Source organism: Amycolatopsis sp., from assembly GCF_036008905.1.
Lineage (GTDB): Bacteria > Actinomycetota > Actinomycetes > Mycobacteriales > Pseudonocardiaceae > Amycolatopsis.
Genome location: NZ_DASYMU010000142.1, coordinates 1 through 12,567, shown reverse-complemented (window position 1 = coordinate 12,567; position 12,567 = coordinate 1). Strand labels below are relative to the sequence as shown.

Sequence of the window (12,567 nt, the reverse complement as noted above, 5' to 3'; positions counted from 1 at the left end):
CGGGTTTCTGAAGTTGTTCAGGAGGCCCGCGCGGGGTCCCAGACGACGGGCAGGCTGGCCACCATGCGGTTCTGGCCGCCACTGAAGACGACCTCTCCCCCGTCTTCGACGTGGTAGTCCGGCATGCGCGCGAGGATCTTTTCCATGACGATGCGCATCTCGAGCTGGGCGAGTGGAGCGCCGACGCAGCGGTGGATGCCATCGCCGAAACCGAGGTGCCGGTTGGACTTGCGGTCCACGTCGAAGGACTCCGGTTCCGGGAACTGGCCGGGATCCCGGTTCCCGGCGGCCCACAGCAGCCAGACCTTGTCGCCCTCACGCATCTGCTGCCCGTGCAGGCAGACGTCCTTCGTGAGCGTGCGGGCGATGCCCTGGATCGGCGCTTCGACCCGCAGCGCCTCTTCGACAGCCTTCGGGATGAGCGCGGGGTCGGCGATGAGCCGTTCCTTGAGCCCGGGAGTGCGCGCCACGTGCAGCAGCATCGAGCTGATCCCGCCGACGGTCGTCTCGTGACCCGCGACCACGGTCAGCAGGGTCAGCCCAAGGGCCTCGTCTTCGGTGATCGGCCGCTCACCGATCTCCGCCTCGACGACGCGGGTGAGCATGTCGTCGCGCGGCTCACGGCGCCGGTCGTCGAGCGCGTTCGCCAGGTAGGTGCAGAACTCCAGCGCGGCGCCGATGTTGGCTTCGAGGTCACCCGACTTGGCCGTCTCGAGCAGCTGTTCGGTGTAGCCGCGGAAGAAGTTCCAGTCGTCGGAGGGGAACCCCAGCAGCTGGGCGATGACGATCGACGGCAGCGGAGAACACAGCTCGACAGCCAGGTCAACGGAGCCCTTTTCGACGAACTTGTCGATGAGCTCGTCGGTGAGGGCTGCGATAGCCTCCTCGAAGGCGGCCATCCGAGACCTGGTGAACTCCCGCTGCAGCAGTTTCCGGAACGCCATGTGCATGGGCGGGTCGGCCTCGATCGGCACCATCGGCACCGGCGAGCCGAAGTCCGGGATGGTCACCCCAGCGGCACTGGAGAAGGTCTGCGGATCGCGGGCCGCGGCAATGAGATCGTCGTACCGGCTGAGTACCCAGAAGCCGTCGAACTTCGTCGAACGGGCAACCGGGCACTGCTCCCGCAGGGTCTGGAACATCTCGTACGGGTTCTGCATGAACTCGCGATCGGTGTGATCGAAATCGATCTCCGCCGACGAGGAAGCAAGCGGCTCCACTGGCATTGGACCTCCAAATGTTGACTCATGCTCATCCGGGCGTGCGTCGGCCTCGGTCAGCCACCACCGCGAAGGGCCTTCAGCCGACCCGATCCGGTCAGGCTGGCAGAGCGCGGGGGGTCACCGGGCCCGCTGTTCCACGGGCCGAAACCGGATATGACCGCGGTCACTCGTCGGTGCTGAGGGCGGGCTCCAGCGTCCGCAGGCCCCTCGACGTGACACGCATCCGCCCATCGGCCTCGGCGTCCCACGTTCGCTCCGAGTTGCCCCGCTCGCGCAGGAGGAACTTCTGCACCTTCATAGACGGGTTCTTCGGGAGCTTGTCGATGAACTCGAAGTAGCGCGGGACCATGAAGTGCGGCAGGACGTCGACGAGGTGGCGTACGAGCTCGCCGAGGTCGATCTCGGCTCCGTCGCGCCGCACGATCCAGGCTTTCAGTTCGTCGTCGATGCCCGTGTGGGACGGCACCGCGACACACGCCGCTTCGCCGACGCCGGGGAACGTCAGCACGGCCCGCTCGACCTCGAAACAGGACACGTTCTCCCCTCGCCGGCGGATCGCGTCCTTCGCCCGGTCGACGAAGTAGAAGTCGCCCGCCTCGTCCTGACGGAACAGATCGCCGGTGTGGAACCACCCGTTGCGCCACACCCGCGCCGTGCCCTCGGGATCACCGACGTACTCGGTGCACAGCGCCCACGGGATCTCGTGACGGATGATCAGCTCGCCCGCGTGCCCCTGCTCGACCGGGATGTCGTTCTCGTCGACGATCCGCACCTCGTAACCGCTACGCAGCTGGCCGCAGGTCTGCGGCTTCACCGGTACGCCCAACGGCGAGGTCATGGCTGTGGACACCTCGGTGCCGCCGTAAGCGGCCACGAGCTCGGGGATGCCGAACCGCTCCATGAAAGCGTCCGAATCCGCGCTGATCGGTATGGAGATGAGGAAGCGCAACCGGTGGTCCCGATCGGCCGCGCTCGGTTCCTGCGACATCAGGAAGCCGACCATCGAGCTGAGGATGACCGCGATGGTCGCGTCGGTCTCCTTCATCGTGGCCCAGTAGTTTCGCAGGTTGGGCGCCGACCGCACGCTGATCGGCGTTCGCGTCACCAGGCAGCCGCCGATCATGCCGAGCGCCGCGGTGTGGAACAGGGGGAGGTCGATGAGGAACACGTCGTCCTCGCCGAGGTTGCGGTCGACCGTTCCGTAGAGACCCAAGTTGTGGAAGTGCAGGTGAGAGCAACGGGCGGCCTTGGACGGGCCGGTCGTGCCCCCGGTGAGCATGACGTGGTGCGTGTCCCACAGCTCGATGTCACGCTCGCGGGGCGGCGCTTCGTCCCTACCGGTCGCCAGTACCGCGACGTCGAGGATGGACGCCCCGCCGACCTCGGCGACGTTGCGGGCCAGCGGGCCGCTGGTGACGACCTTGACGGGCTGCGTTGTCCGCAGCAGGTGCTCCAGCATCACGCCTTTGAACGCGAGGTTCACCGGCACGATCGCCGCGCCCAGTGACATGATCCCGAGCCACGCCGCAAGGAAGTCCGGCCCGTTGGGCAGCAACACCGCCACCAGGTCGCCCTGACGGACCCCCTCGTCGTGGAGGGCGTTGGCGGACCGGCGCGCGGCGGACAGCATGTCACTGAATGTCCACGCCGTGCCGTCCTCGAACGTCGCGGCCCTGCCATCCGGGCGCTCCACCGCGTTGCGCTCCAGCAGGTACGGCGTGACGACCTCTTCCCTGTCGGGCATGTCCACTTTGACCTCCACAGACGCAGCAGTGTCGAGCGGCCGGGCAGGGCAGCGACGGCTGCGCGACCACCGACCGGCGGTGTCGGGAAGCCGAGTCTGCGAGATCACTCCCCCGAACACAACAGGTCGTTCCATCCGACAAAACCAGCTCCCTTCGGAGTGGAGACCAAGCCGAGTGCCCATTGCGATCTCACTGCTCCATCTGGGCTAATAATCTTCAATCATTACCTCGGTTACAGAGCACCTTAATCGAGCTGACCTGCAATTACTCTAACGATGGGTTTCAAGATCATTACCCGCCTGTTGCATTGTTCATGCACAAAAGCTAGCGTCGGCCGTCCTGAGGTCAACGACGCCCAGCAGGAGGATCTGATGACGACGACGGACTGGCCGAGCGACGGCCTTGCTCCAGCGGTCGACGAACTGGGCACGGACATGGCAGGCACCTTGGCGAAGCTCGAAGAGCAAGTCGAACGTGCCGCCAACGGATCGACAGCGGTCGGCAAGGCACTCAGCCTGCTGGACGCGCTGGGATCCGGGCGCGCCGCGGAACCGCTGTCCGCGCTCGCGGCCCGCACCGGCATGCCGAAGAGCACGGCCTGCCGGATCCTCAAAATGATGGAGGGGCTTGGCTTCGTCGGGCGCAAGGATTCCCTCTACTGCCTGGGACCGCGCGTTCGCGAACTTGGCAAGCAGGCCAACGTCTCCAGCCATAACGAGCTCCGCAACGCGAGCCTCGGTGTACTGGAACGGCTTTACGACGAGGTCCGGACGACGGTCCATCTGGCCGTACTGGCCGGATCCGACGTGCTCTACCTAGAGAAGATCACCGCCCCCGGCGGCAGCAGGATCCCGACCCGGGTCGGCCTGACCGTACCTGCCATGTGCACTGCGCTGGGCAAGGCGCAGCTCGCTTTTTCGTCGGGGCCGTCGATCGAGGCCGTGGTGCGCGGCCCGATCGCCCGGCTGACCGGGAACTCCGCGCGCAGCCCGCAGGAGCTGCTCGAGAAGCTCGCCGTAGTCCGGAAGACCGGCTTCGCGGTAGACCGAGAAGAGTTCCGCGCAGGACTTTCCTGCGTCGCGGCACCGATCATGGTGCGCGGCCGGGTAATCGCGGCGATCTCGGCCAGCAGCATGAACGGAGCGGCCTACAGCTCGCAGCGGATGCTCTTCGTCCGTGACGCCGCCCGCCGCCTAGGCGCCCAACTGGAGCGCGCCCAGCGGCTGAGCTCCTAGTTTTCTCCCTGACCGACTCGCGCCAGCAGGAGATCGCTCGATGAACCAGCCGACCACTGTGCGCGCCGCGGTGCTTCGCGCCCCCGCCGCACCGTTCACGCTCGAGACGTTGACCTTGCCCCGGCCGGGTCCCGGCGAGGCACTCGTCCGCATTGCCGGGGCAGGCGTGTGCCACACCGACCTCCTGCCGCGAACAGGCGGCCGCTGGGGGAGGCCCCCGATCGTGCTGGGACACGAATCGGCGGGCGTGGTGGAGGAAGTCGGCCAAGACGCCGGCGACATCGTGCCCGGTGATCACGTCGTGGCGTCCTTCGCCGCCTGTGGACAATGCCGCAACTGCCTCGCGGGACGGCCGCCTTACTGTGACCAGTTTTGGCCACTCAACTTCAGTGGCGCACCAGCAGGCCGCCCACTGGCCCAAGACGCTGGCGGACAGCCGGTTTCAAGCCGATGGTTCGGCCAATCCTCGTTCGCCACCCGGTCGATCATCGCCGTGGCGTCCCTTGTCCGCGTTGATCCCGCTCTCCCACTGGCGACTCTGGCGCCGCTGGGCTGCGGCGTGCTCACCGGCGCGGCGTCGATCCTCAAAGGACTCGACGTCCAGGCGGGCTCGACCGTCGTCGTGGTCGGCACCGGCTCCGTCGGCCTGTCCGCGATCATGGCCGCACGGCTGGCCGGCGCCCGGCACATCACTGCTGTCGACCTGCACAAGGACCGGCTGGACCTGGCCGCCGAATTGGGTGCCGAACACCAGGTCCAACCAAGAGAAGAAGCGTCGCTCACCTCGCAGCTCCGCGAGCTGGTCCCCGGGGGCTTCGACTACTGCTTCGACACCACCGGGCTCCCCGAGGTGATCGGCGATACCGTCGAGGCTCTCACGTCGACCGGTGTCTGCGGACTGGTCGGCGCGCCCCGTGGCCCGCTTCAGCTTCCCGCGGCCGCGCTGGCCGCCGGGCGGACGATCCGAGGCCTTCTGTTCGGCGACGCCGATCCCCACGTTTGGATCCCCCGGCTCGTCCGGCACTGGCAGGACGGCGACTTCCCCTTCGACCGCCTCATCACGACCTACCCGCTCGACGCGATCAACGAGGCGGAGCGCGACAGCAAGACCGGCGGCGCGATCAAGCCGGTGCTCATCCCGAACGACTGAGCAGACATTCTCGGCCCGGTCGCGGCCGCGGTCATGAAACCTTTGCCTGCCAAGCATTCCATTGGGACCACGTGGCGTCCCACAGCCGGCGACTCCAGCCACTGGGCGTCGCCATTCAGCGCAGGTAGATCGACTTGGTCTGCTGGTATGCGGCCAAACCCTCCGGACCAAGCTCACGGCCGAGCCCGCTGGCCTTGACACCACCGAACGGCGAAGCCGGGTCGATCAGGTAACCGTTGATCCCCACGCTGCCGCTCTGCACCCGACGCGCCACGCCGAGAGCGCGCTCGGCGTCGGCGGACCAGACAGTTCCCCCCAGCCCGTATGGGGAATCGTTCGCGATCCGCACCGCGTCGTCGACGTCCTCATACGGGATCACCGCCAGCACCGGCCCGAAGATCTCCTCCTGGGCGAGCACCGAGGAGTTGTCGACGTCGGCGAAGACCGTCGGCTCGACGAACCAGCCGCGGTCGAGGCCGGCAGGCCGCTTCCCTCCCGCCACGAGCCGGGCTCCCTGCGCCAGTGCGCCGTCGATGGCGTCCTCGATCCGGTCCCGCTGTGCCCGGCTCACGACCGGGCCGATCTGAGTGCTCTTTTCCAGTGGGTCGCCCACCACGAGCGACCGCGCCAGGCCCGCGACGCTGTCGACCACCTCGTCGTAGCGCGAGCGAGGGGCGAGGATCCGGGTGCTGATATAGCAGGTCTGGCCGTTGTTCACCAAGCAGGCGCCGAACAGTTGAGCGGTGTGTGCGGTGAGCTCGGCGTCATCGAGCACGATCGCGGCGGACTTGCCACCGAGTTCGAGGGTGACCGGGCGGAGCAAACGGCCACACACCTCGGCGATCCGGCGTCCCGCACCCGTCGACCCGGTGAAGGCCACCTTGTCGACGCCGGGATGCTCGACCAGGTAAGCGCCGATGTCACGCCTGCCCGGCACGATGTTGACTACTCCCGGCGGCAAACCGGCTTCGATGACCGCGTCGGCCAGCAGGTAGGCGTCGAGCACCGTCTCCGGCGCAGGCTTGATGACCACCGAACAGCCCGCGGCCAAGGCCGGCGCCAGCTTGAAGAACGTCAGCGATTGCGGATAGTTCCACGGGACGATCGCGGCCACGACGCCGATCGGCTCCCGGCGGACCAGCGTGCTGCCGCCCGCGAGGGATTCTCGCTCCTTTTCGACCGGGTCTCGCAGAATCATGGCGGCGTAGTAGCGCAGCAGCGTCGCCGGAATGGCCGCTTCGCTGCGCCTGCCGATGGTCACCGGCATGCCGTTCTGGCTGCTTACCGCGTCCACCATCGGTTTCGCGCGGCTTTCCAGCGCCGACGCCAGCAGCTCCAGCGCGTCCGCCCGGCGCGCGGGATCCCAAGAACTCCAGCCTTGCGGGTCGTCGAAGGCCGACCGTGCGGCGGCGACCGCGGCGTCGACGTCGCGAGGGCTCGCTTCGGGCACCGAGCCGATGACGTCCTCCGTCATCGGTGACACCACCGGGATACGGCGGCGGTTCGCGGGGCGACACCACTCACCGCCAAGGAACAGCGAAACGTGCTCCACCAACATGTCCACTCCTGTCCGGGCCTTGGTGACCCTGTGAATCGGCCGGGGTTCAGCGAGTCCGCGCGTAGCGTCGGATACCGCGGGAATCGTCGGAGAACGTGAGCCGGCCGCGGTCGGCGAGCAGGTCGAGATGAGCTCCGACCTCGATCACAGCAAGTCCTTTGTGGACTGGCTCGAGTTCGTCGAGCGAACGGTTCCGGCGCGTCCACGGAAGTTTCACGGCGACGGCGTAGGCGGTGTCCGCGTCATTGTCGACGCCTGCCAGGGAGTCGGCCAGCCTGTCCCGGTGATGAGCCAGCAACTCGTCGGCACGGGCGTGCGCGCTGGCAGTGATCGGACCGTGAGCGGGCAGCACCGCCGCGTCGGGAAGGTCCCGGATCAACTGAAGCGAGCGGAGAAAACTACGCACGGGCAAGGGCTCGGGCACTCGTTCGAACCCGATCGACGGCGTGATTCTCGGCAGGATGTGATCACCGGAGAACAGGAGACCGCTTTCCGCCGCGTGCAGCACCACGTGGCCGCGAGTGTGCCCAGGTGTCCCGATCACCTCCAAGGTATGGCGGCCGATCTCGATCCGCTGGCCGTGGACGAGCCAGTCGTCCGGCTCCGACCAGCGCAGGACGTCCGCGGGCAGTTCCTGCTGACGAAGCAGGTCGACGAAGGGGCCGGCGAGTTCAGGCGCTCCGCAGCGATGGAGCAACGGTCCTTGCACCACAGACGTTTCCGGGTGCAGCCCGGCGACGACGGTATGACGCTCCTCGCTGCCGAGCAGCACGCGGCAGCCGAACTGCTCTCGCAGGGACAGCGCCAGCGAGTAGTGATCGTAGTGCGCGTGGGTGACGAAGATCTGCCGGATATCCGCCGGTGTATGGGAAAGCTGCCGCAGTCCGTCAATGAGCGCGCGCTGTCCCGCCGGTCCCACCCAACCGCCGTCGACCATCGAGAGCCCGTCGTCCCCTTCGACGACATAAACATTGACCGCGCGCAGGCCTTCGTCCGGTATCGGCAGTGGGATTCGATGGATACCCGGCACCACCAGGTGAGCGCCCGGCTCCGTCCACTCTTCCGGCTGCCCGCGCGTCGTCAGGTGCACAAGTCCCTCGCTTTCGTCGACGTCTCGCTCGTGCGAGTCGACCACGGCGGACGGTGACCGCGCAGGTCCGGTTCCACCCAACGGCATCGCGGCTGTGAGACGTGGTCCCGGATCGCGACGATGCGGGGAACACCTGCAACCCGAAGCCGGAAGGAGCCCCCGTGAGCTACATCATTGCCGAACCGTGCATCGACATCCTCGACAAGGCGTGCATCGAAGAATGCCCTGTGGACTGCATCTACGAGGGCGAACGGATGATGTATATCCACCCCGACGAGTGCATCGACTGCGGCGCCTGCGAATCGGCCTGCCCACAGGAAGCGATCTTCTACGACGAGGACCTTCCGTCGAAGTGGTCCGCCTTCGCTGAGTCGGGCAAGGACTTCTTCACCGAACTCGGCTCGCCGGGCGGCAGCGAGAACCTCGGCAAGGTCGGCAGCGACACCCCAATGGTGGCCGCACTGCCGCCCACCGGCTGACTCCCGCCAAATCCGTGAAAGGCCGTTGACACCATCAGGGCTGGATGGACGCTCCCAACTTGACCAAAATCAGGCGGCTGTGCGCGTCACTGATCTGACCGGGTTCTGATCAATTCACCCTGTCGCCTGGTCAGTGCGTTGCGGGTGACGGGGCGTCGCGGTGAGAAGTACTGGGTGACGAGCGAAACAAGCTCGTCGGCGATAATAGCCATGTTTATGCAGCTGAGGATAGATCGGTAAACTCGTTGGTGCCGTTGCGGATGGGTGTCCGGGCGTTCGCGATCCTGGGCTACTCCTACGTGAGAGTGACCATGTATGACGCACAAGAAACGACGTGATGCCCACTCTAATGCCTGCCTCTGAGGGGGAAATCAATCCAAGCCATGATCAGTAGCGCCTCGACCACTTGAGAATACTATAATGACGAAATTTCTTTCACAGGAATTGCGGGGAGATACAGAACGTCGAGTTCTTCGGCCCAACGTCAGTGCACTCGCGACGAAGGACGCCCCCCAATCGCCTTGGATGGCACTGAGGAATTTCACAGAGCGCCATCATCTCCTGCGTGCGACTTTTCATCCCATCAGCGAGCCCGGTCGCGCACTTGCACGCCGACGGCCCGCGATACGGAAACCAGGGCAAGAACCGCGGTGACGAACGAGAAGAGCACCAGAGCATACCGCCACGCTCGCCCCCGATCTGCAAAACGATCTGGCTTGCGGGTGCCGGGTTGGAGTTCGTCGGGGATCCACCCTGGCACCGCCGGTGCCGAGGTGGGTGCTCACGTCGTCGGACGCGAAGATCGCGGCCACGGAGGTGATGACGAACCTGCAGGACTACACCGCCGTGGTCCTGGCCGAGGTCACCACGCGCGTCCCGGCCTACGGCCTGCTCCCGACCGAGCAACGCCCCAACGCTGCGCAACCACGTCCGGGCGGCGCACTGCCGCACTACGTGAATACCCGATGGAAACTCATCAACGCCAATTCCTCCGGCCACTACGTCGCGGTGCGCGACCGTCTTGCGGCATACGCTGACAAGATCATCACCAGGGTCGACCACGGCCGATTCAACCCCAGCCCATAGCATCACCGGCCACAGCATCACCGAGTACAATTTTTGGGGCCAGCGCGGGTCGATGTCAGCTGCAGGCTTCAGTTGAGCCGTCAGCGGGTGACTGCGACCCCCAGCTATTGATGGCGGTTCCCAGATCTTGTTGGCGGCTGTGGGGTGGCGACTGCATCGATTCGTTTGGGCAAGGGCCGTCAGAGTGGGGCGAGGCGGCGCTTGAGCAGGCAGAACTCGTTGCCTTCTGGATCGGCGAGGACGTGCCAGGACGCCTCCGCGGGCTGACCGATGTCGACGAGTTTGGCCCCCGGCGGCCAGGAGGCGATCGAGCTCGGCGTCCTGATCGCGGTCGGTGGGGTTGACGTCGATGTGCAGCCGGACATGCCCGTTCTTCGGCTCGTCGTTGCGGATGAGGAAGATCGTCGGCTGCGGGCCGCCGAACCCTTCGCGCGGACCTATCTCGATGCAGCCCTCCTCTTCGCGATCGAGCTCAATGAAGTCCAGGACCTCGCACCAGAACCGCGCCAGCACCTCGGGGTCGTGGCACTTGAGCACGAGCTCACTGATACGGCATGCCATTGACGAAACCTACTCTCAGCTTGGGAACTGCCGGGGTGGCCGCACGCGGATCTCATGGGCTCCCTGCAGTGAGAACAAGCTCGCGACCATACCGGGCGAGGCGAGCGGGGTCGAATTGATTTCAGGCCCTCGCCTGGCCGGGTCGCCAGGCGAGGGCCGTAGGTCGCCGTTAGCGGGAACCCTCCAGCGCACAGATGGATGCTTACGCATACCGTTTAGCAGCGCACCCTTTTGCCTGTGCGCCTAGAAAGGAGCCCCGCACACAACCACAAGGACTGAACCGATGACGACTGACGTCTACTACCAAAGGACAAGCTACAGCGCGAAACGCGCCGAGTTCCTCGTGCGTTTCGACGGCGACCCCACCGTGTATCCCCTGCGACAGAAGGAGAACTCCACGGTCCTCCAAGCGCGCCGGGACGTAATTGCGCAACTGGTGCACAACGCCTCTACGAGTACGTCCAGCGGCTTCGCTTTCTGCGGAGCTCGTTGGGACAACGACCGACTGTGACTTCATCGACGCGGTGGACCATCTCATAATGTCCATGACCGTCCTCCCTGGAACGCCCAGAATCAGCAGGACCGTGGCCGCAGTGTGCCGGGCCACCGGTTGACGGTCGTGAGCAAGGCGCCCGGCGAATAGCGCGGCCGCGGCGGTCAGGCCGAGCAGGGAAATTGCGGCAACCAGCGGGAATCTGGCGGCATACTCACCAATGGGAATGGCGAAATTGAGGAGGGGAGCGTCTGCGCGGCTTTGGCACCGCCGCCACCGAGAGCGCACTACCCAGCGCGCTGAGCGTGTCCCCGGTCCAGAACAGCGCGAAGCGGCGATGTCCCCAGACCCCCGTCCGCACCCGCCAAGCCAAACAGAACCGGCGGCGTCCCACCACCCGCAAAATCCGGCGACATCGGCGGCCATCCTCGCCAGGATGGCCGGTATGAAAGAGGTTGAAGTCGTCGTCGCCCACAGCCAGCGCGCGACGCTGCGCGTCGGCGACGTGTACCTGAAGGTCGACGGCGACCCGGCGCACGCCGACGCCGAGGTGCGGGCGATGGCCATGGCGCCGATACCGACCCCGGCGATCCTCTGGCGCGAGCCGCCCGTGCTCGCGATCGCCGCCGTGCCCGGCAAGGCGCTCGGCCTCCTCGGCGAACCGTCGGCCGCGTCGACGGCGGCGTGGGCCGCGGCGGGTGCCGCCATACGGAGGCTGCACGATGCGCCGTTGCCGCCGTGGCCGGGGCCCAGGCTCGACGACGTGGCGGCGGAGCTCGACAGCGAGTGCGCGTGGCTGCTCGCCAACGCCGTTCTGCCCGCCGAGGTGATCCGGCACAACCGCGAGATCGCCGAGGCCGCGCTCCGGCCGTGGAAACCGGTGTTCATCCACGGCGACCTGCAGATCACCCACGTGTTCGTCGACGGCGACGAGGTCACCGGCGTCATCGACTGGTCCGAGGCCGCCCCCGGCGACGCCATGTTCGACCTCGCCACCTTGACGCTCGGGCACGAGGAACGCCTGGACGACCTGCTTGCCGGCTACGGCGCCGGCGCGGACCGGGACGTGATCCGCGCCTGGTGGTCACTGCGCAGCCTGGTGGCGTCGCACTGGCTGATCGAGCACGGCTTCGATCCGGACGCGCCGGGGTGCGAATTCGACGTGCTCAGATCCCGGATGCAGGAACCCTAGGGCAGTTGAACGCTCAGGCTCCCGACTCGGCCTGTTTCGCAAGTGAACGCAGCAGCAGTGGGCGCCGGGTATGTACCCGCCACTCTCTGATCTACGCATTGCCCCGCTCTCAAAGCCGCAGCCACGTCCCGGTTCTCCCGAAACCAGCGCAACCCGAACACCGCTCGCCGATAGCAGGTCAACGCGCGGCTGCGGCGTCGGGTACCCCGCGCGCGACGCTCGGTGTTCAGGAGTCGGCTGAGGTACTGGGCAAGTACGTGTGGCACGTCGCGCATGGCTCGCGGCGGGCGGCCATGCGATGGGCGCGGCCAGAGACCTGCGTGGGGCAGCACGGCATGCCGCTTATGCTGCTGGCCAGGCGGGGGCGGCGACGTCGTCCAGCCAGCCGCCGAGGCCGTTGTCCGGGTGGTAGTGCACCACCGGCTCACCGGCGATCAGTGCGAAGGTGACCCCCTCGGCCTCGGCGGCGAGCGGATCGGTGCGCGCCATCGCACCACGATCTCCTCCCGGCCGAGCACGCCGGCGTGTCTGTCCCGACGGGACGGTCGCGGCCCGATCGCGAGATCCGCCCGCCCGGCGGTCACTTCCCCGGCGAGGGGCGTCCGCACTGGACAGTTCGGTCAGTACCAAGTGGACCTCCGGTGCCGACGGTTCCAGACTCGCAGCACGGGCGCGCCAGCAGGCCGACCGTCATGCTTTCCGCGCACGCTATCCGCAGCTGCCCGCCCGCTCCGCGACCGACCGCGCGGGCGCCG

General features: G+C 66.9%; 10 protein-coding genes and 1 pseudogene. 5 read left to right on the top strand and 6 right to left on the bottom strand.

The annotated features are described in order from the left end of the window. Positions 1–17: 17 nt before the first annotated feature. On the bottom strand, positions 18–1,226 hold the full coding sequence (locus tag VGP60_RS24530) for a cytochrome P450 (protein WP_327550426.1): 1,209 nt from the start codon (positions 1,224–1,226) through the stop codon (positions 18–20). 160 nt (positions 1,227–1,386) lie between these two features. Continuing rightward, a complete protein-coding gene (locus tag VGP60_RS24525) occupies positions 1,387–2,967 on the bottom strand; it encodes an AMP-binding protein (RefSeq protein ID WP_327550473.1) in 1,581 nt (526 codons plus the stop codon). A gap of 372 nt (positions 2,968–3,339) precedes the next feature. Between VGP60_RS24525 and VGP60_RS24520 the strand changes: the two genes are divergently transcribed. After that, a complete protein-coding gene (locus VGP60_RS24520) occupies positions 3,340–4,203 on the top strand; it encodes an IclR family transcriptional regulator (RefSeq protein ID WP_327550425.1) in 864 nt (287 codons plus the stop codon). Between the two features lie 40 nt (positions 4,204–4,243). Next, the gene (locus VGP60_RS24515; protein WP_327550424.1) at positions 4,244–5,353 is read left to right on the top strand and encodes an NAD(P)-dependent alcohol dehydrogenase; all 1,110 of its coding nucleotides are present in this window, start codon (positions 4,244–4,246) and stop codon (positions 5,351–5,353) included. 115 nt (positions 5,354–5,468) lie between these two features. Here VGP60_RS24515 and VGP60_RS24510 read toward each other — a convergent pair whose 3' ends face one another. After that, complete coding sequence (locus VGP60_RS24510) at positions 5,469–6,911, bottom strand: aldehyde dehydrogenase (RefSeq protein WP_327550423.1); 1,443 nt, start codon at positions 6,909–6,911, stop codon at positions 5,469–5,471. A 46-nt stretch (positions 6,912–6,957) separates the two neighbouring features. After that, positions 6,958–8,046 carry an MBL fold metallo-hydrolase gene (locus VGP60_RS24505; RefSeq protein WP_327550422.1) on the bottom strand — a complete coding sequence of 363 codons (1,089 nt, stop codon included), beginning with the start codon at positions 8,044–8,046 and terminating at the stop codon, positions 6,958–6,960. A 116-nt stretch (positions 8,047–8,162) separates the two neighbouring features. Between VGP60_RS24505 and fdxA the strand changes: the two genes are divergently transcribed. Together fdxA and VGP60_RS24495 are read left to right on the top strand one after the other, a co-directional pair. Then, positions 8,163–8,480 (top strand): ferredoxin, encoded by a 318-nt coding sequence (gene fdxA, locus VGP60_RS24500; RefSeq protein WP_327550421.1) that lies wholly within the window; start codon positions 8,163–8,165, stop codon positions 8,478–8,480. A gap of 777 nt (positions 8,481–9,257) precedes the next feature. After that, positions 9,258–9,566, top strand: coding sequence for a hypothetical protein (locus VGP60_RS24495; protein WP_327550420.1), 309 nt, complete (start codon positions 9,258–9,260; stop codon positions 9,564–9,566). 179 nt (positions 9,567–9,745) lie between these two features. Here the strand turns inward: VGP60_RS24495 and VGP60_RS24490 are convergent. Further along, positions 9,746–10,127: pseudogene (locus VGP60_RS24490) on the bottom strand (VOC family protein). A 938-nt stretch (positions 10,128–11,065) separates the two neighbouring features. On the opposite strand from VGP60_RS24490, the gene VGP60_RS24485 reads away from it, so the two are divergent. Then, complete coding sequence (locus tag VGP60_RS24485; protein WP_327550419.1) at positions 11,066–11,812, top strand: aminoglycoside phosphotransferase family protein; 747 nt, start codon at positions 11,066–11,068, stop codon at positions 11,810–11,812. Between the two features lie 342 nt (positions 11,813–12,154). On the opposite strand, the gene VGP60_RS24480 is transcribed toward VGP60_RS24485, so the two are convergent. Continuing rightward, positions 12,155–12,301: a hypothetical protein gene (locus tag VGP60_RS24480; protein WP_327550418.1), complete on the bottom strand. Its 147-nt coding sequence runs from the start codon at positions 12,299–12,301 to the stop codon at positions 12,155–12,157. Positions 12,302–12,567: the final 266 nt, after the last annotated feature.

Coding starts and splice junctions, on each gene's coding strand:
- VGP60_RS24530 (WP_327550426.1), bottom strand. CDS start 1,226: ATGCCAGTGGAGCCGCTTGCTTCCTCGTCGGCGGAGATCGATTTCGAT.
- VGP60_RS24525 (WP_327550473.1), bottom strand. CDS start 2,967: ATGCCCGACAGGGAAGAGGTCGTCACGCCGTACCTGCTGGAGCGCAAC.
- VGP60_RS24520 (WP_327550425.1), top strand. CDS start 3,340: ATGACGACGACGGACTGGCCGAGCGACGGCCTTGCTCCAGCGGTCGAC.
- VGP60_RS24515 (WP_327550424.1), top strand. CDS start 4,244: ATGAACCAGCCGACCACTGTGCGCGCCGCGGTGCTTCGCGCCCCCGCC.
- VGP60_RS24510 (WP_327550423.1), bottom strand. CDS start 6,911: ATGTTGGTGGAGCACGTTTCGCTGTTCCTTGGCGGTGAGTGGTGTCGC.
- VGP60_RS24485 (WP_327550419.1), top strand. CDS start 11,066: ATGAAAGAGGTTGAAGTCGTCGTCGCCCACAGCCAGCGCGCGACGCTG.
- VGP60_RS24480 (WP_327550418.1), bottom strand. CDS start 12,301: ATGGCGCGCACCGATCCGCTCGCCGCCGAGGCCGAGGGGGTCACCTTC.